Source organism: Metabacillus halosaccharovorans (genome assembly GCF_002019635.1).
Taxonomy (GTDB): Bacteria; Bacillota; Bacilli; order Bacillales; family Bacillaceae; genus Metabacillus; species Metabacillus halosaccharovorans.
Genome location: NZ_KV917372.1, coordinates 92,658 through 111,860, shown reverse-complemented (window position 1 = coordinate 111,860; position 19,203 = coordinate 92,658). Strand labels below are relative to the sequence as shown.

The window sequence follows — 19,203 nt, the reverse complement described above, 5'->3', positions numbered from 1 at the left end:
AGTGAAACTGTTCACAATATTATTCAATTAAGTACAAGATATTCTAAAACATATATCACCAAGTAAAAACTGTTTTAAAAAATTTTTAAGGTTTCTCTAAGTGAACATCTACTATCCATTTTATTAGTGCTGTTTTAAGTATATAGATTGGAAACGAATAGATATATTTCCAATTATCTAATTTATATATACCTAACCATACTGTAATTGGCTCAGCTATAAAAGTAAAAATAGCCGCAAGTATCACATTGGCGATAATAAAAGATTTCCACTCTCTAAAATATTGATAAATGAACATATGTGCAACAATAATAATTCCATAATCTATTGCTGCTAATCTTGATATTAAATTTGTTAATTTATACGGATAAGACCAAAGATTAAGACTAACACCTAAGTCGTCCAATAGTCCCACTAATATGATCAATAAAGCACCAAATAAAAGTATTTCCTTCCTTCTTTTACGTTCAACATATCTAGACCATATAACCCACGGAAGAATAAGTACTATTAAGAGTATCCACCATTGAAAGGAAAATAAATTGTATTCTAACCAATACTGGGTTTCTAATTCCTCCAATTTACTTTGGAGTATTTGTATATACTCATAATTCATATTTGACTTTTTCAACAGCTTCACACCTTAGCGTAAGATATATACCATTCCCATCACATAATAAATATATAAATGAAACGCCATTTGACTATATAGATAAATTATTTCATTATCATGTCTGGTAATTGGATAAATAAAGAAAAACTCCTGAAATATAAACCAAAAACGTTTAATACAAAGGCGTTAGCATCCCTATAATTTATCTCTTATTTTCCATAAATTAAAAAGAAAGAGTATATGACTGACTTTCTATATTAGGGTTACACATTGTAACTTAAATTAAAGTTGAGTAATACTATGTCCAGAATATACGGTTAGTCCCTGAGCGTTATGTTGCCAGAGAATTTCCTTTATATTTTGAACTTTAGTTTCCTCTTTTGTATATACAATCAAAAAAACTTCAGTTTTACTTTTATTGAGGCTTCTTTTGTACTTATTCTTGATATATAACCACTTAATGAAAAATCCAGAAACCAGCCCTACAACAAGACCAATAAGTCCCCAAATGATGGGCCCCATTCCAATAAAAAACCGTAGATAGAGCCAAGAAGCATAAAAATACAACCTAATATCCCAGCAACGTCTACCAGACTGGTTCCATCAGCATAATGAATGCTATCAAATAAACGTGGGACTTCCGTTTGTTTATCTAACGGTAGAGCAAGAATATTACTTTGTGGAATATCTTTCTCCATTAACTCAGTGATAGCAATTTCCAATGCAGGGGAATAATCAAAACTTGCGATGATATACAATATTAATCCTCCTTAATTGGCATAGGGAAATCAGTGTTTTGAAAATTTTCTTTTAGAAACCTGGAAAGTGTCATATCATAAGATTTATTACTGTAAATGTTTGTTAAATAGGTGTGGTACAAAACAAATACATAGACAGATGGGAAAAATAAAAACCATTGAGGGTCTAACACAGATTTAGCCTTTGTAAAGTCCAATATAAATGAATAATAAATACCTTCCAGCAACTTGGACTTATAACTCAGGACACCAATCCAAAACAAACTAAATATCAGATTAGGAATGTTCTTAAAATACATTGAGGAAATCCCCGAAGACAGAGCGGCCCATATTACTGAATTAGCAGGGGAGACCTTGTCTATATGACCAACTCCCAATGGTGCAAGGTCAAAAAAGTTCAAATTCTGTTTCTCCTCCCGATAAGCAAGAATATAAGCCTTATTATATTCAACAGCCCTCCGATAGCTGTCATATATGGCAAAAACATAAATGGCCATATATGCTAAAAACCACTTCTTATCAAGAATTTCCTTAGCTTGATCAAAATCTCCAATCATAGAATAATAAATACTGCTATTGATGTTTGCCAAGGTATTCACCGCCAATTCGAACATCATCAAGATAAACCCTAATACAAAATCCCCAACTAATATATATCCAAACCCTGGAAAAGTAGCAGACCACCATGCAATTACCCAGGGGTTTGTAAATTTAAGGTAATTGTTGCTCCATGATTTAACAATGGATAATTTCCTTCTATTCGGAAGTGCCAAGTGACATCATCTCTTAACTTTTGAATTAACCAAAGAAGTTTATTGGCTATTTATAAATTAAACAATACTTGTTAATTTATTCATTCGAATGTCTAACTAACATTTTAGTCCAATTAGGAATTTAACAAAAAAGGTGCCCAATCCTCCTGGATCAACGCACCTGTCTGTTCAACAAAAATGGTAAAGTGTTTTTTAAAGTTGCCCTATTTTTTAGCTTCATAATGAAATAATAATTCCATAATAAACTGAGAAATAACAGAGGATAGACTAAAGCAGAATACATTAGATTCCAACCATTATGATAAAAAAAGTCAGTACCTACTGCTATTCATTCATAAAAAACAGCCAATGCAGAACATATAACTATATATAACCCCCTTCTCAAAACGATACTTTAAGTGCAATTCTTCACAATCTCTATTATGATATACGTTTATCCTCAACAATCTGGCCTGTTTGCTGAAGAAAGTGATATGTTTAGAATCTGATGTTTCATCCGTCTAGTCGTGTTAATAACACTTATCGGTTGTTCCTGATCTAAAAAAAACGGCTCAACCCCAGCACTATCAGGGATTTAAGACGTTTTGTCTACTAAAATTTAGTTGTGTTAATGTATCTTTTACACAAAGTTAAGACTTTTAGAATAATAGGGAGTTTCCTCCCCTCTTCAAAACTGTTCATTATTATATCCAACTGGAAAGGCATTTAACTTAGTTTAGTTAGATAAAACGTGAATTTAGATCTTCAGCAATTGCACTTGATTGCTGAAGATTACAAGTTATTACTATTAGCTGGTTTTGTGGAAGTTAGTTATTTACCTAGGATAGGACCCTTTAGTTAAACTAAGAATATAGAAAACAACTAATTAACTTAGTCCTATCTTAATTACCTCTTCGTTTTAGAATTACATCCTGAACAAATTGTTTAAATTTCTCCTCGGCTTCAAAGTGTAATTTGACGGTAAAGAGTATGTTATCATCTGGAGTCTCCTTTTCGTCAGAATTATCCTCATAAAAAATGTCCCACGTTCCTTTGTCATTTTTAAACCCAATTGCTTCTATATATTCATCATTTTCTTCGACATAATAACCAATATGCCAATGACGTCCTTTTAAATGCTCCTGTATTTCTTCGGCATACGGTTCAAACGATGTCTCTACCTCTATTAATTCCACCCCTTCGCAAATGCAATTGTTTTCAATTGAGATAGGTACAGGAAGGTTTTCATTGTCATATAAGATTCCTGCTAAACAGAATGCTAAGTCTCTTTCTGCATTTTTTATTGCTATACTTTTGATTTTCCCACGTGATAAAGGATAATCCCACCCCGATTTAGGAAAAAGAGTAGGGAAATAGACACAAAACATTCCTTCGTATTCTTGTTTTATGAATGCTGGATAAACTAATTTTTCGGAGTTTATCATAACTATACATCCTTCCTTACCACATCTCTATGGAAGTCTTTGAATTTTATTAATGTCATTCTCTAATGTTCCTCGATAATCTGTCTAGTCCCGATAGTTAAAAATAAGTGACATTCAAAAAAGCGCTCGATTGTTGAAGGCTATATTGTAAAATAATAAAAATTATAATATATCCTTCTGCGTCCCCCCATTGCTTAAATGGTGAGGAGGAGGTACAGGAATTTTAACCTGTTGGCCATCGCCTACGCCTTTCGGCCTCGGCTTAGGTCCCGACTAACCCTGAGCGGACGAGCCTTCCTCAGGAAACCTTCATGAAATAACAGGTTCTACTTATTCCAGAAAAGCGCTTTATTGCTGAAGATCATTAATTTCTTGTTAATTAGCACAATCGTGCAAGTAGGTTATTTAAAAATTCTTTTTCATTACTATTCTATTCTCATTTAAAGTATAGTCATTTTTTAGATAAAACGCTTCAGCAAGTCCTCCATTTGCGGTTAATAAATAAAGACTTTGAATATGTCTTTTCTTTAGTTCATCTTCTAAATAAAGAAGTAGTTTTGAACCATAACCTTTACCTTGGATTTGATTATTAATACAAAGTTCAGACAAATAAAAGGTTAATCCTTTATACGTTTTTTTACTGTTCCCTGCAATGAAACCAATTAAATTTCCATTATCGTATAATAAAAATCCCAGAAATCTAGGGGTATGAAGTAAATCAGTAAGCCTTTCTCTAGCAACTTCATATGTCCATTTTTCATTCCAAGGTTCACTATTAAAAACGTTAATATAGAGTTCGATACATTGTTCCATTTTATCCAACGTAATTGGTACTATAGTTTCTGCCACCAAAAATTCTCCTTTCAGCTATAAGTTTGTTTTATTAAGCTAATCAGTTCTCCCTCTTTGTTCAACTAACTTGCGTCGTTACATTAAGTACAATTCTTCACAATTATCAAAGCTATTTCGACTTTAATCTTACACAATCTGCCCTAATATTGAAAAAGCGTTATCTTTGTTCAAGATAAGCGCTCTATAATGGAATAACTGTAATCGACCTCATTCTTAAATCAGGACGTTTCCGTTAGTGAAATCAGGTAGTATAAGGTAGCAATACTCATTGTTCCTTTATAGCTGATTTTAGATTATTTATTATTTCCAACTGATCTTTGCCCTTTAACTCGCTTATTCGAGATGCGAATATTGGTACAAGCCACTCATCAAGAGGAATTCGGTCAATGCCTGAAAGGTTAAAGTATTCATCTAAATATTCTTTACCGAATAGATCACGATATTTCCTCTCAGTTACCCAAGAAGGAGCATTGGGAGGTAATGCATTAGAATTAATCATCATGTATGTTCTAGTAACATCTGCGAGTTGATGTCCAACCAAAGCGTTCAGCCAATCGATAATTATAGGGCCATTAGGAGAAAGAATGATGTTTCCAGGGTGGAAGTCATAATGGCATAGAACTTTTCCTTCAGGCAATGTCTCAAGAATTCTGAGAACAATTTTCCTCTCTGATTCCGTGATTACCTCAGTGTTAGTAATGCTCTTTGATAATTCGGTCTTCAAATTTGAATTAATATCGATCTTAACCTGATGTATTTCAAAATGGATTTGTGCTAATAGCTTAGCGTTATAAGACACAGAAAATCTCGTTGGTTCTATGTAATTGAGCATCGTGGGACCTTCTACCTTTTCATAGATAAGACACGTCTTTCCCTCATACTCCATAATGTTAGAAAATCTAGGTGCCCTTACATTTAGATTATTTATCATTTTGGCATTTTGAGCTTCCTTTGTTACTTCATACATTGCACTCTTAAAGTCATGGAAAATCTTTATAACTTCAGATTTTCCCCATTCATAGACACTTGCAGTATTACCTACTCCAAGGAGTTGACCAATTTTCATAAATTACTCCTCTTCAAAAGCAAAATTTTCTAACCGGTTACTAAACAATCGCGCATGTTTTTTAAAGATTATTATTGAACTAACCCGTTACTTGAATAACAAATTAGTGTATATTACTTTTATTTGTTATCTAATTTTCTTTCGAGCAACTCTACTCGTTCTTTTAAAGAATATAATTCTTTTATTAACTCTGCATCACTGTCTTTTTTGACTTAATTGAAGTATTATAGATTTGTTTTACCCCCCTATAAATCATTAAAAAGCATATTCCCAGTATGAACAAAATAATTAGAATACCAAATAAGGTGTCTAAAATAATACGTCAACTCCTACAAATTTAAACTTCATTTAATGCAGCACCTATTACAACTTAATACGTTTTTATAATAATAAATGTTTCAATATTATACAAATCTGTTTTCATATTCCCTAATCTGTTGAAGAAGATATGAATAGAATCCGGTACTTCCCTTCTTTTAGACGTATTAATAACACTTATCGTTTGTTCCTGATCTATAAAAAACGGCTCAACCCCAGTACTATTAGGGATTTAAGACGTTTTGTCTGAATCGGCTACACTGAACTAGACAAAAAAATTAAGGTTAAGTAGACTACAGATAATATACTCGAGGAGAATCTACGATGACTAAAAGAGAACGTCGAACATTTACTGCAGAATTTAAACAACAGATCGTACAGCTTTATAACAGCGGCAAACCAAGAAAAGAAATTATCCGTGAATATGATCTTACCCCTTCTTCTTTAGACAAATGGATAAGTCAAAGTCAAACCTCCGGTTCTTTTAAAGAAAAAGACAATTTAACTGCCGAACAAAAGGAACTAGCTGAACTTAGGAAACGAAATAAGCAACTAGAAATGGAAAACGACATTTTAAAGCAAGCCGCGCTGATACTAGGACGAAAGTAAATGTGATAAAGAATAATCAACACAAATACTCGATATCAGCAATGTGTAAAGTCCTTCAAATCCCTAGAAGCACCTATTATTATGAAGCAAAAGAGCGTCAGGCAGAGGATGACATCACATCCGATATTATAGAGATTTTCCATTCAAGCTATCAAAACTATGGAACTCGTAAAATAAAAAAGGAATTGATGAAGCTCGGCAAGATCGTTTCTAGACGTCGGATTGGGCGAATTATGAACGAGCAGGGTCTAGTATCTACTTATACTCTTGCGCAATTCAAACCACATTCCCGTGACACGAATGAATCGGAACAAAAAAATGAACTTGATCGTAAATTTATACAAGAAGAAGCATTATCAGTTGTAGTAAGTGATTTAACATATGTCAGAGTCAATAAAAAATGGCAGTACATATGTGTATTTGTTGATCTCTTTAACCGTGAAATTATCGGCTATAGTGTCGGTCGTAATAAAAATGCCCTGTTGGTATACCGTGCTTTAGCTTCAATAAAAACAGATTTACGTAATATTAAGCTTTTTCATACAGATCGAGGAAGTGAGTTCAAAAACAAACTGATTGATGATGCGTTAGCATCATTTAATATCGATCGATCTTTAAGTATGAAAGGATGTCCTTATGATAATGCAGTAGCAGAAGCTACGTTTAAAATCATTAAGACTGAGTTCATCAAAGGGCGTCATTTTGATAGTCTTGAAGATTTAGAGAAGGAATTGCATACGTATATCCATTGGTTTAATAGCAAAAGAATTCATGGAACACTAGGATATCTAAGCCCAGTAGAATTCAAACTTGAACACCTTAAAAAAGTTGTCTAGTTTACTGTTGACTATCCAACTATTGCTCTAACCCAAATTATTTTTTTGCTTATTCCTGCTCTCCGTTCCAAAAATTCTATATAGCTAATTGTAATTAAGAATCCACAAATAACGGTAAGGTATCCCTTCATATTATCAATCTCAATAAACATCACACCGCCTAAACCAACTAAAGCTAAGCCAATACCACCCAATATTAAAAAAATGTACATTTTTATTTTATCTTTGTTCATATAGGTCTCCTTTAAAAACCTCTAATTTACTATGTAAATACAAGTTTCTCCCTTTACAATTCCTTCCTGATTTTAACATGATCTTTTGTCTTGTTGTTAAACAATCTGGCCTGTTTGCTGAAGAAAGTGATATGTTTAAAATCTGATGTTTCATCCCTCTAGACGTGTTAATAACACTTATCGTTCCTTCCTGATACAATAAAAAAACGCCTCATATCCTTTACTATCAAGGATTTAAGTCGCTTTTACTACGAAATTTTAGTTGTGTAAATAGATATTTTACACGAAGTTGAGATTTTGAGATTAAGAGGGATTTTCCTCCCCCTTCTGGTTTTTATATCTGTTCACTATTATATCCGCTCTTTTCCTATAGAAATCACCAATGAACCACAAACTTGTTCTAAAAATAAGTTATAGTCAATGAAAGTTTTTCTAGAATATACTTACAAACAAATAGCATATTTGAATTTTTAATATGAGTCACTTCAAATTATTCTACTGATGATATTACCTCATTTTGAATGATGGAAAGAGTATTACGGTATAAATTTAAGATCAAAGTAGGACATAATGGAGTATATCTTTTCAAATAATTCATTATGTGTTTAATGAAAGTTCATTGTGCACCTCTTTTTAGTTGTAATTAAATTATTAAGTTTAAAAAAGTAAATTTTCCTGTGAAACATAGTACCATTTTGGGTTAAGTCCTTAACTTGAAAACCACAATTTCCATAGAAACTGAAATTGTTAGCTGATATGTGTACAAACCAATCACCATGGGGAAGCTTTTGAACACAGAGTTCCACGAGTTTTTTACCAATTCCTTTACCACTATATTCTGATAAAACAACCAATCCATTATATTAGCCGCCATTATTTGGTCTGAAATTACTCTAACCATACCAAACATTTTATTTTTATCCCAAACAGTAAACATAAATATTTCCTTTAGAATTTTCCAAACCAAAATGGTGCTTGCTTCGTCTAAAATGGAGAAAGGGGTGAAACTTAGATGGCTGAACTTGAAGAAATAGCAATTAATATTAATAGCATAGAAGATACTGAACAAATTATCGACCAATTAATGGCTAACTACAGCGATGATGTACTGCATCTAGTTTTTTCATATGTAAAGAATCGAACGACAGCCGAGGATTTAACGCAAGAGATATTTATTAAGTGCTATGAAAAACTAGGTCAGTTTAATAATAAGTCATCAATAAAAACGTGGCTATATCGAATTGCCATTAATCATTGTAAGGATTACTTGCGTAGTTGGCATTATCGCAAAATAAATTTTAGCGAAAAAATTTTAGATTATATCCCATCCAAGTCAAAACACGTTGAAGAGGAAATTATCTCAAAAAATGTAGCAAACAGTTTAATGAGTGCTGTTATGGGTTTACCAGTAAAGTACAGGGAAGTTGTTTTTTTACATTACTATGAAGAGCTTTCTTTAGCAAATATCAGCAAGATTACTGGAGTAAATAGTAATACATTAAAAACTAGATTAAAACATGCCAGAGAATTATTAAAAAACAATATGAAAAAGGAGGTTTAGCCATGGACGATCCATTCCATAACTTAAAGAATTCTTTCAAAAAAAATTTTGAGGGTTTTTCTTTTTCCGAGGAGAGAAAAACTGCGGTGAAAGAAACGATCCGGAGGAAGCAATCTCACCTAGAACTTCACTATTGGAAAGTAGAAACCCTTAAAAATATATTAGATTCACTACAAGATGAAGCAAAGCAAGGGTACGATATTTCCACCCAACTTTTTCGAAAAAAGGAGCTTAGCTTTAAAAGCGATGAAGGTCAACTTTATATCCTTTTACATCTACTTGAAAATAAGAAAATCATTACTTCAAAGTGGATTGAAGATAGGAAATACTATTCCTTAACTACGAAAGGAAAAAAATATGTAACTGCTTACGAACATAGAGGTTTTATACAAGAAGCATCACTTAAACATTTAATTGAGGAGGCTTCTTTATGAGTTCTTCTAATTTTGAGGAATATTTAAGTAAAGTAACATCTAAAGTGAAATCCAAGGTAGCTCACGGTATGATCAAAAAGGAGCTTAGTAACCATATGGAAGAGCTAAGCCTATCCTTTCAAGAGAGAGGATTATCTAAAAAGGATGCAGATAAAAAGGTAATACAGGAAATGGGAGATCCCTTTACGATTGGTAAAAACATGAATTATCTTCACAAACCGAAAATGGATTGGCTCCTTATTGTTTTATTTGTCATTCTTTCAGGCATAAGTTTTCTTCCACTGATTGGCGGTGTATCAGTACCTAGTTTTTCTTTTATCAAAAATCAAATAGTCTGGCTCGTCCTTGCTATTTTTGCTCTGATAGGGTTTCTTTTCTTTGATTACAGGAAACTGAAAAATTTGTGGATGTATTTTTATGGAGGTGGCTTAATCTTATTTTTCACAACTCTTTTAGCTGGCATTGACCTTAATGGAGTAAAAAGATGGATTTCTTTAGGGGGTATTACCATTGATGCTCCAGCAATATCCTTATTTTTATTTTTCATAGCATGGGCTGGCATTTTTGCCAAAGTTAATGAGTTTAAGGGGTGGAAAAAACAAGGAATGCTATTATTCCTATTTTGGACTCCAGTCCTTCTCTCCACTATGCTCTCACAATTTATGTTTAGTATTATATACTTTTTTTGCGTATTAGCGATGTATGTCTTTTCTTATGTTCATAAACAATTTGCCATTAAAGTAGCCATGGGTAATTTGCTTATAGGTATCATTTTCACTAGAACGATGATCCTTAAATTCCCTAATAGCTACCTCTCTGATACACTCATACCATTGAAAGATATCCTTTCAGAGGCTGGTTGGTTCGGCAAGGGACTTTACAATGATCTAAATCTTCCTGAAGCACATACAGATTTTGTATTCCCATTTCTCGTCCATTCTCTTGGTTGGGCATTCGGAATTTTCCTTTGTCTACTACTGTTTGTATTTATATTGCGGATTTCATTAAATGCTTTTAAAACAAAGGATTTATTCGGCAGATTATTAGCAATTGGAGGGGCTGCATTATTTATTGTTCCGGCTTGTTGGAACATTCTAATGGGTTTTGGAATAGTCCCAATCATGGTAGTACCCCTGCCGTTTATTAGTTATGGAGGAAGCATATTGCTAGTTTACTCAGCACTATTAGGCCTTTTTCTAAACGTTTATCGAAGAAAGGATATTGTAGAACCTACAATGGTAAATTAATTTAGTTACCAAATACTCTATATAAATATAAATTGAAATCGAAAGCCTGTATCTTAGATTAAAAATATCCATTGATACAGGCTGATTTCTATTTAAACCTAGTCACCCTACCACAAAAATCGTAGCTGAACTTAAAAGATTGTGTTTTTCCATTGATTGTAAGACTAATATTAATAGATAAAGGCAAATCAATTTTTTTAACTATATCTTCTACTGCAAACTATTAGCTGGTTTAGTTTAAGTGAATAACTTCACAATATCGCAAATCTTCATACAAAATCATACCAGAACATAACGGATTATTGTTCATATTTTCCATATCTATCTGAATCGTTATTGCACAAAATCAGTCTACTACGTAACTATTAGTTTCTCCCCCAAGACGTGTTAATAACACTTATCGTTCGTTCATAATCAAATATAAAAACGCCTCAATTCCATTACTATCAAGGATCTAAGACGTTTTAACTATTCTAATTTAGTTGTGTTAATAGATATTTTACACGAAGTTTAGACTTTAAGAATAACAGGGATTTTCCTCCCTCTCTTCAAAACTGTTCATTATTATATCCACCTAGAATAGCATTTAACTTAGCTACATTAGAAATAATGTCAAATTAGATCTTCAACACTCGCGCTTTTATTGCTGAAAATCAGTAAATTTTTTGGGTATAGCAACGGCATTTCATGCTTTTTCATAAAATTCAAGGGGACCAGCTTCACCTATAACAGCATATTTATATCCTATTTCCTTCATCTCAACTAAACAATCATGAAGCAGCGTATATCCTATTCCTTGTATTCTATTTGAAAATGAGGTACCCATTGGACCAAATAATCCTTTTTTTCTTCGAACTACATCAAAGCAAGCGAAACCTATAATTCCTTGGTCATCTTGAGCTATAAAAATAGGTATATCTTCTTTTAAAAAACCGTTTTCAATTGAATCTAGCCATCCATTCCCAAATTCTTTTTCCACAAAGATTTTTAAAGATGAAGCATCACTTAGTTTTGCTTTTCTAAATGTTATACCACTTGTTGGAATAGTAGGAAACGAATAATCTCTTAAAGAAACAATCATATCTCTAGGAACAGACACAATTTCAAGGATACGAGAAGCGTCCAAACCATCAATTATTGCTTTAGTTATACGGTCATTATTTTTAAAAATGGCATCTACTATATGTCCTTCATTTATATAAACTTGTTTGAAACGTTTCATTTGAAAATCTGCGTGCTCCAATACTGTTTTCGTGGTTTGCGAAATATTAATATTAAAAGGTTCATAAATAATCCCTTTATCTTCTATATCAAATTGCATTTGCTCTATTCGATCATTTAATATCTCAGTAAGACTTGGATAATTAATATATAGCTCAGCACACACACCTGTCTTATCGAGTAATATCCCTAATAGTAAATGAACTGGATAAACAACCTTGGTCGTCCTTTCAGCCTCCAATTCTGCATATTTTAGTATTCTTAAAGAACGATCAGTGTATCTCAAGAACATTCAACTCCCGGTAATTTATTTTTAGGTTCTATAAATGCGTGAAAACGCTTCAGTAATAAGGCGATTTGTAAATCGCCCATATTTGTTGAAGATGGTTATTGAATTAAACTGCTTAGAAAATACCATTAAAGTCTTTTAGCTCTATATTCACACAAAAACCTTTCTACTCCTGGATATGTTTCTCCTAAACTTGTTATAAAAAAGCCATATTTCCGATAAAAATCTACGGCATCCTTATCCGTTTCAGCAGTGATAAATGGGTATTGATCGGTAAGAAATGTAATCATTTTGCTACCAATTCCCTTTCCTCTTTGTTTTGAAGATACAGCAATATGTTTAATTACACACTCTTTTGAATTTATAATTTCAACCCCTATGCAACCAACAATTTCCTCTTTAAGTTCAAAACCAAATAAAATTCGGTTTAAGGATCCCAAGTATTTTTCATATTCTCGATCGATCTTATGATCTGAAGTGGCAAAGGAAAGAAGTTCCCGTATAGATGGATCAATTTTTTCACTGAGTATTTTTTTCAAATAATTATCCTTTTCTTTAAAAGAGCATTGATAAACCATTTGACAATCTGACTAGTAAGTTTTCAAGTTGAAAGTAAATTGATTATTGAATGGGAAATTTCCTTTTCTTACTTCTTCTTTTAACTTTGCGAGTGCTTTTATAGCTCCAACTTTTAACTCTTCTGTATACATGTATTTAATACTATTTACTTCAAATTCATCCTTATCAACTACTTTCCATTCATTGTTCTTTTCCCAAACGTAATCCAAATCCAAATCAATAAAACAGATTTCTTCGTTATTAAAAACGCAAGGTTTTGCGATATTACAGTAAACAGAAACAACCTCTTCCTTTTTAATTTCCATAGCAGCAGTGTACCATTCTTTCAATGAATAAAATTCTATTGAGGTATTGTTGATAGTAAAAACCTTATTTTTACTGTGATGAATCAGTTTCCGACCTGGTTTACATAAGAGAAGTAAATAGTCAGAGGTTTGGTGAAGTATTTCTCCTTCCCATTCATAGTGAGGAATATCTGGGAATTTAAGAGCCTTAATTTTTAGAACTTTATCCAATTTAAAATCATCCTTTAAATAATTTATATCCTAAATAATTCTCCTAATTATTAGGAAGTTCCTTATTTAATTGACATGTTGCAGCTTTTAAATGAAATTTCCCAAATCTTGATTATCGTTTTCATAAGTGAGAATCTTCAATCAGGAGCTTTATATACTAATAAGCACTCATCCTTGTTCCAGAATGGCGCTTATATAGCTGAAGATTGTAATTATTCTTCTTTAGTTGAAGTAATTTTAGGCTTAATACTTAATTGTAATAGCCAATGTACCCCATTGATTTTCTTACTCGGGTGTATATATTTCATAAGTTCCTTTCAACATTTCTTCCATTGTCCAACCTTCACAGCCGAATTCTTGAAATGCAATATCCATATACATAGCTTCAAACATATCGTATTTTCTTAGTTCAGTAACTTGAACTTTCATTGTTTCATTTTGATCAGGAAATTTAACGAATTCAATGGTATCGCCAACTTTGATTTTTCTCCTCTTTTCATCGTTTAAACGAACTTCAACCTTCTTTTTTCCTTCTTTAATAACTTTGAAGTATTCTCCATATAACCCCATTTGATGTACCACTTTTTCTTCACCTCTATATGTATTATATCTACTTGTTGTACTAACCTGCATTCTTCACAATCTTTAAGTTGATGTTCAACAATCTGGCCTTAAAAATGAAAAAGAGCGACATCCTTATTCAAGAATGGCGCTTAGATTCTGGAGTAACTAAATGCTATTATTAGGTGGTTAAATGTTATATAAAAAATCCAACGGTTACAGCAATATTTTTAGAAATGAATCAATATTTCCATCAACTTACTTTTGTGTTTAATTTGAAAGTTATGATCTTATAAGTTTCTTAATTACCTTTATCTTCTCATAATGCATCCCTTCATGATATAAGCAAAAGCTTAGAAACTCTTCAATAGTAGATAAATGCAACCCTTTTGATGTTGTATATGATTCTTCTGTTTTTTCTTTCAATCGATTACTGAACGTTGATTCGATCCGGTCAACCTGACCTTCAAGTAACTGAATGATCTCGGAAAATTCCACTTCAATCTTCCCATCGCTTCGTGGTTTTGTGCCCGGACGAAATGAGTCTGTAAATTGTTCAGGCATCAACAAGTTTTCCTTTGCAAAATGAAAGGCAAATCTCTCTTGGATGAAATAAATATGTCCAAGGTTCCACTTAATATTGTTGTTGGAGCCTACTGGTATTATCTCAGATATTTTATTGTCAATATTTACAACATCCCTGAGTGTATTAGCGCGAATAAACCGTAATTGAGTAAAAATATAATCACTCATTTCATTCACCTCTTTCCATATTTTTATGTTCAAGTTGGTCGTTATATACAAGTTGCTTTTTCTTCATTTTTTGTTGACTTATAATATTTTACCACAATAAACCAACCCCCTACTTGAACCCAACTACCCCTTTGTTTTAAAAGATTGTTCTACAAAAAAGTCCTATATACTCTGAAAGAGCATACTTCATACTTCGGAAAAGCGCCCTTTAGCTGAATAAAGTTTTTCTTTCATAAACATGAAAGTAGTATTTATAAGGGTTTTTGTCATTCATAATCCCTTTTTCAATAGATGCTTCTTTCCACTCATTGAAATTAACTTCAGGAAAAAAAGTATCTCCTTCGAATTCATGATGTATTTTTGTAATGTGCATTTTCTCAACATAAGGCAAGAACATATTTTAAATTTGTTCTCCTCCAAAAATAAAAATCTCTTCTTCATTTTTACATAACTCAAAAACATCTTCGATTGAATAAACAATTTCACAACCATCAAAGTCAAATTCCTTACCTCTGGTCAGAACAATATTCCTTCTGTCAGGTAAAGCCCTTCCGATTGACTCAAGGTTCTTTCTACCTAATATGATTGAATGTCCCATTGTAATATTTTTAACATATTCCTAATTATTTGGAATTCTCCATGGAATATCATTCACTTTGCCAATTACTCTATTTTTGTCCATTGCAACAATTAAAGAGACCTTCATATATAAAACACAGCCTTTTTTGACTATTTTACCATGTAATTTTTTATTTCTATTGATGTTCCTTGTTAAGCAATCGCACTTAGATTGTTGAAGAACATATTTAAAATATTTAAGCATCCTATTCGTTATAATGCATCTAAAAAATCATTTGCGTTTTTGCTTATTTCCTTATAACGAGACCAATGTAGATAATGGTGTCCGTCTAATACAACAATCTTATTAGAAGGTAAATGGCTTATTTGCGTTTGATAAAAAGACACAATTGTTTTCCCATCTTCTGTCACTTTGTCATCTTTTTGAGTAAATATCATGACCGGGATCTCTGGAGGAAATGACATATCAATCGTTTTATCGATATTATGATCCATTTCATTAACTTCAGCAACTATATTTTTATTACCAAGATTCCAGGCAGAAATGCTCTTAGTAATCTTTAAATTCTCATCAGAATAAGTTCCTTTATCCGAATTGGGAAGGTACTCCTCAGGATTCAAATATACTGCCAGCCTTGCAATTCCAGTCGGGACTAAAGCACTCAAATATCGGGGCATGGTTGGAGCAGATTCGTTAAAATACTCCACTACTTGGGGCAAGGTGCAATCAATACCTATGATCGCTTTAATTTCATCAGGATATTTATTGGCATAATACATGCTGTAAATACCAGAAACGGAATGCGGCATCAATATATAAGGTCCTTCTATATTTGCTTTATTAAGTGCGTCTCTTATTTCTTCTACGATGTTTTCAACTGTTCGTTCGCTATCAGTTTTATCACTCCAACCATATCCAAATGACTCTACCACTACGACCTTATTATTCTTTGCCATTTCATTTATTAAAGGTTCATAATCCAATGCAGGTGCTGCTGTACCGGCACCACTTAATAAGACAATAGTGTTTTCACCTTCGCCCTTTGTATATACATGCATTTTCTCACCGTTCACTTCAACTAATTGACCTAACGGAGGATATTTATTTTGTTCATATGCAGTCATAATCTGATTGAATATTATCAAAATAAAAAATATCGCCGTAACAATCAATGACATATTTCTAATAAAAATCCAAAATCTAAACTTTTTCCAAGTTCTCACTATTTTCACTTCTTTCTGTGATAAGTACTCTCTTTTCTATAACTACTTAACATTTTATAGTCCAATATTTAATTTTCATTTAAAGATAGTTTAAATATAGCTTAAGTTTATTTTAGAGACTTTCTTAAATCAGGATCTACATTAATTTATCGCAAGCATTTTTAGAGATGTTCAACAATCTGGCCCTTAACATGAAAAATGCACTTATCTTTCTTCAAGATAAGCGCTCGATTGCTGAACAAAGAAGGCAAGCCAATTTATTCAGGCTTGCCTCTAATCTATATGATGAAGTATTTAAAAACGCTGCAGATTATCCGCGTCTTCCGCCTCTACCGCCCTGTTTTGCTCCAGTGTTACGTTTAAGGGTAGACAAATTCTCTTCACTAGTCTTTAAAAAACGAGACATTTTGTCTTCAAAACTTTCCTTTGATTTGAAATTGCCTTTTGAACGAAAGTCTTTGGAACGGCTATCAACGCTTCTTTGGCGTCGTGGGGCTTGTGAATAAGAAGGGGTTTGTCCTTCGGGTCTATCTATAGCTTTTTTGATGGACAAGGCAGTTTTTCCGTCTTTCTCACTAATCACTTTTACTTCAATTTGGTCGCCTACTTTAAGATGGTCATTAACATCTTTTACATAGCTATCTGCTACCTCGCTAATATGCACAAGACCTGTTGAGCCTCCAGGTAATTCTACGAATGCTCCAAAATTAGTGATTCCTGTTACTTTACCTTGTACCTTGCTGCCTACTTCAATTGACATAAAAATAATGTTCCCCCTCAATATATGTTAAAAACAATTCATTATAACAAATTAAGTGAAATTATAATATCAATTGGCTTTGTTTTCCTCTTATTTGTTCTAATTTGTTCCTTCTAACCAAAAGCACAGCACATTTCTTAATACATTAGTTTTCCATCGAATGGTTCTTCTGAATTTAATTTTGGAATTTCCAAAAATCAATACTATTGTTTAACAGAGTCAAATAAAAAAATGCGCTAATCCTTATTAGAGAATTGCGCTTAGATTGCTGAAGATTGATGATTCTTAAAAGATTTGCAATTGTTGAACTTTAGAATACTTTAATAACAAGTCAAACTATTGTGACCTAATAAATAAAAAGTGAGAAGTGAACTTACTTCTCACTGCATGGATTCAACAATTTCTATTAAATCCTCAGCTTGGAATTTTTTCTTTAAATATTTCTTATTACCGATTGCAACTCTGTAATGCAATCCATCTTTTTGGAACCTCATTTCATATCCTAAATCAAAATCTCCTCTGTATAGAGCTCTTGTTCCATCATCCAAAGTGTAGAATTTATCTGTTTTCCATTTATATTTATCTAAATCAACAGAGGCTGGAGAAACAGTTATTTTTAGAAACCCATTTATACTTTCGTTTGTATAATGTAGTATTAATTCTTGGTTATTAATCATTCCATTGCAACCAGTGATTTCAAACGGAAATTCACTTGGTACTAATATATTTTTTTTGAATTTCATTTCATATTTTTTTCTATTTTTGCTTCTTCCATAAAAGGATTTGTACCATCATGAATTACTCTTATTTGTGTTATTTTTTCGTCTTTAACAGCTACTTCCCAAATGAAAGCAATGCGTTCTCCACCTAATTCACTTCTGAAATAAGCTACAATTACTTTAACTCCCTTTTTCGGTGAAGGTAATCCAGCAATACTACCTAAAGGTGTACTTTCTTTTAATTCTGGAATTTCCACACCCTCTATTAAATATGATTGGGCCTTTTTTTCATCTTTTTTCACTAAAGCCTCAAGAAAATTTCTTACAGTATTATCTGCTTGATTATTTGCCTTAACAATTTGAATATTTGTTAAAAATAACCCGACAAATATTAGTAAAGTAACCAACAATTTATTATTCAATAATATCACCATATATATATTCTTACTTAATTCTAATTTTATATGTATAAGGCTTAGGCTTTTACAACATCTGGACTTTAACTAAAATAAGCACCTTTCCTTGTTCCACAAAGGCGCTTGATTGCTGAAGATAACTAATTAGTAAAGCACCCTTTACTTTATTTATCTTTGCTCAATTCAACTTTTAGATTTATGACCTAAACGCACTTTGTAAAAGCGAACTGTAAATATAAATTATCCCATCACATCTTTAAGACGTTTATTTTGTCTCCTTAAGAATAACCAAAATACTAGCAGAACACTAAATAAAGTAAATAATAATATTGGTGCCTGAAAAATACTCCAAGTACTTGGTCCGTAATAGGTTAATTGATGGTGTCTCTCAATAGTCTGTTCATACGAACTTTTATATTCATATTGAATGACCCACCGATTATTAGCCATCACAACAGTTCCTAAATCGTAACCACTAGGGGGAATCTGCTCATTCATCCTAAGTATCCCCTCGTTACCAATGACGATAGCAGCTTTATTATAATCAATAGGACAGATCGTAGTAGGCTTCTGTTTTACAAGAGCGTTTTCCTGTAACCAATCATCTACATCTTCTGCTGAAAAAACAGATAACAAATTTAGCTTTTCATTGTACTTTTTAAAAATAACAAGAATGGCCTGATTGATGAAGATATGAATAGAATCCGGTACTTCTCTTCTTTTAAACGTGTTAATAACACTTATCTTTAGTTCCTGATCAATTAAAAAAACGTCTCAACTCCAGTATTTTCAGAGATTTAAGACGTTTTAACTACTCAAATTTAGTTGTGTTAATAGATATTTTACACGAAATTAAGGCTTTA

At 32.3% G+C, this 19,203-nt stretch carries 21 protein-coding genes, 2 pseudogenes and 1 other annotated feature; of the genes and pseudogenes, 4 read left to right on the top strand and 19 right to left on the bottom strand.

Features of this window, described 5'->3' with window-relative positions; genetic code table 11:
* Positions 1-85: 85 nt before the first annotated feature.
* The 6 genes from BK577_RS14925 to BK577_RS14900 all read right to left on the bottom strand — a co-directional run bounded on the left by BK577_RS14925 (position 86) and on the right by BK577_RS14900 (position 5,486).
* Positions 86-631, bottom strand: coding sequence for a CBO0543 family protein (locus BK577_RS14925; protein ID WP_078433687.1), 546 nt, complete (start codon positions 629-631; stop codon positions 86-88).
* Positions 632-1,095: 464 nt separating this feature from the next.
* Positions 1,096-1,371: a hypothetical protein gene (locus BK577_RS14920; protein WP_078433686.1), complete on the bottom strand. Its 276-nt coding sequence runs from the start codon at positions 1,369-1,371 to the stop codon at positions 1,096-1,098.
* Positions 1,372-1,373: 2 nt separating this feature from the next.
* The gene (locus BK577_RS14915) at positions 1,374-2,144 is read right to left on the bottom strand and encodes a hypothetical protein (RefSeq protein ID WP_078433685.1); all 771 of its coding nucleotides are present in this window, start codon (positions 2,142-2,144) and stop codon (positions 1,374-1,376) included.
* 881 nt (positions 2,145-3,025) lie between these two features.
* Positions 3,026-3,568, bottom strand: coding sequence for a HicB family protein (locus tag BK577_RS14910; RefSeq protein WP_078433684.1), 543 nt, complete (start codon positions 3,566-3,568; stop codon positions 3,026-3,028).
* Positions 3,569-3,573: 5 nt separating this feature from the next.
* Positions 3,574-3,874, bottom strand: a sequence feature (23S ribosomal RNA rRNA prediction is too short).
* 99 nt (positions 3,875-3,973) lie between these two features.
* Positions 3,974-4,417, bottom strand: coding sequence for a GNAT family N-acetyltransferase (locus BK577_RS14905; RefSeq protein ID WP_078433683.1), 444 nt, complete (start codon positions 4,415-4,417; stop codon positions 3,974-3,976).
* 268 nt (positions 4,418-4,685) lie between these two features.
* Complete coding sequence (locus tag BK577_RS14900) at positions 4,686-5,486, bottom strand: phosphotransferase (protein WP_078433682.1); 801 nt, start codon at positions 5,484-5,486, stop codon at positions 4,686-4,688.
* Between the two features lie 642 nt (positions 5,487-6,128).
* Between BK577_RS14900 and BK577_RS14895 the strand changes: the two genes are divergently transcribed.
* A protein-coding gene (locus tag BK577_RS14895; RefSeq protein WP_139367353.1) for an IS3 family transposase occupies positions 6,129-7,249 on the top strand; the annotation gives its coding sequence in 2 pieces (ribosomal slippage) (positions 6,129-6,378 and positions 6,378-7,249; 1,122 coding nt in all).
* Between the two features lie 11 nt (positions 7,250-7,260).
* On the opposite strand, the gene BK577_RS14890 is transcribed toward BK577_RS14895, so the two are convergent.
* Both BK577_RS14890 and BK577_RS14880 read right to left on the bottom strand, forming a co-directional pair.
* Positions 7,261-7,482 (bottom strand): hypothetical protein, encoded by a 222-nt coding sequence (locus BK577_RS14890; RefSeq protein WP_078433681.1) that lies wholly within the window; start codon positions 7,480-7,482, stop codon positions 7,261-7,263.
* A 605-nt stretch (positions 7,483-8,087) separates the two neighbouring features.
* Positions 8,088-8,416 (bottom strand): annotated as a pseudogene (locus BK577_RS14880) (GNAT family N-acetyltransferase); the annotation flags it as partial.
* A gap of 78 nt (positions 8,417-8,494) precedes the next feature.
* Here BK577_RS14880 and BK577_RS14875 point away from each other — a divergent pair.
* Genes BK577_RS14875 through BK577_RS14865 form a run of 3 tightly spaced genes read left to right on the top strand, consistent with a single transcriptional unit; the run spans position 8,495 to position 10,724 of the window.
* Positions 8,495-9,043, top strand: coding sequence for a sigma-70 family RNA polymerase sigma factor (locus BK577_RS14875; protein ID WP_078433679.1), 549 nt, complete (start codon positions 8,495-8,497; stop codon positions 9,041-9,043).
* A gap of 2 nt (positions 9,044-9,045) precedes the next feature.
* Complete coding sequence (locus BK577_RS14870; protein ID WP_078433678.1) at positions 9,046-9,477, top strand: PadR family transcriptional regulator; 432 nt, start codon at positions 9,046-9,048, stop codon at positions 9,475-9,477.
* Complete coding sequence (locus tag BK577_RS14865; RefSeq protein ID WP_078433677.1) at positions 9,474-10,724, top strand: FtsW/RodA/SpoVE family cell cycle protein; 1,251 nt, start codon at positions 9,474-9,476, stop codon at positions 10,722-10,724. Before BK577_RS14870 ends, BK577_RS14865 begins: the two co-directional genes overlap by 4 nt.
* Before the next feature lie 685 nt (positions 10,725-11,409).
* Here BK577_RS14865 and BK577_RS14860 read toward each other — a convergent pair.
* From BK577_RS14860 to BK577_RS14810, 11 genes and pseudogenes are all read right to left on the bottom strand, one after another.
* A complete protein-coding gene (locus BK577_RS14860; protein ID WP_078433676.1) occupies positions 11,410-12,231 on the bottom strand; it encodes a GNAT family N-acetyltransferase in 822 nt (273 codons plus the stop codon).
* 131 nt (positions 12,232-12,362) lie between these two features.
* Positions 12,363-12,773, bottom strand: coding sequence for a GNAT family N-acetyltransferase (locus tag BK577_RS14855; RefSeq protein WP_078433675.1), 411 nt, complete (start codon positions 12,771-12,773; stop codon positions 12,363-12,365).
* Between the two features lie 51 nt (positions 12,774-12,824).
* The gene (locus BK577_RS14850; RefSeq protein WP_078433674.1) at positions 12,825-13,328 is read right to left on the bottom strand and encodes a DUF402 domain-containing protein; all 504 of its coding nucleotides are present in this window, start codon (positions 13,326-13,328) and stop codon (positions 12,825-12,827) included.
* A gap of 285 nt (positions 13,329-13,613) precedes the next feature.
* Positions 13,614-13,961: an ASCH domain-containing protein gene (locus BK577_RS14845; protein ID WP_245823517.1), complete on the bottom strand. Its 348-nt coding sequence runs from the start codon at positions 13,959-13,961 to the stop codon at positions 13,614-13,616.
* A 210-nt stretch (positions 13,962-14,171) separates the two neighbouring features.
* The gene (locus BK577_RS14840) at positions 14,172-14,642 is read right to left on the bottom strand and encodes a DinB family protein (RefSeq protein ID WP_078433672.1); all 471 of its coding nucleotides are present in this window, start codon (positions 14,640-14,642) and stop codon (positions 14,172-14,174) included.
* Positions 14,643-14,850: 208 nt separating this feature from the next.
* Positions 14,851-15,348, bottom strand: a pseudogene (gene dfr, locus BK577_RS14835) (DfrD/DfrG/DfrK family trimethoprim-resistant dihydrofolate reductase).
* 125 nt (positions 15,349-15,473) lie between these two features.
* Positions 15,474-16,346 carry an alpha/beta fold hydrolase gene (locus tag BK577_RS14830; protein WP_078435261.1) on the bottom strand — a complete coding sequence of 291 codons (873 nt, stop codon included), beginning with the start codon at positions 16,344-16,346 and terminating at the stop codon, positions 15,474-15,476.
* A 409-nt stretch (positions 16,347-16,755) separates the two neighbouring features.
* The gene (locus tag BK577_RS14825) at positions 16,756-17,205 is read right to left on the bottom strand and encodes a S1 domain-containing RNA-binding protein (RefSeq protein ID WP_078433671.1); all 450 of its coding nucleotides are present in this window, start codon (positions 17,203-17,205) and stop codon (positions 16,756-16,758) included.
* Positions 17,206-17,585: 380 nt separating this feature from the next.
* Positions 17,586-17,882, bottom strand: a complete 297-nt coding sequence (locus tag BK577_RS14820) for a hypothetical protein (protein ID WP_245823516.1) — start codon at positions 17,880-17,882, stop codon at positions 17,586-17,588.
* Positions 17,883-17,944: 62 nt separating this feature from the next.
* The gene (locus BK577_RS14815) at positions 17,945-18,346 is read right to left on the bottom strand and encodes a hypothetical protein (protein WP_078433669.1); all 402 of its coding nucleotides are present in this window, start codon (positions 18,344-18,346) and stop codon (positions 17,945-17,947) included.
* A 234-nt stretch (positions 18,347-18,580) separates the two neighbouring features.
* Positions 18,581-18,976: a hypothetical protein gene (locus tag BK577_RS14810; RefSeq protein WP_078433668.1), complete on the bottom strand. Its 396-nt coding sequence runs from the start codon at positions 18,974-18,976 to the stop codon at positions 18,581-18,583.
* Between the last annotated feature and the right edge of the window lie 227 nt (positions 18,977-19,203).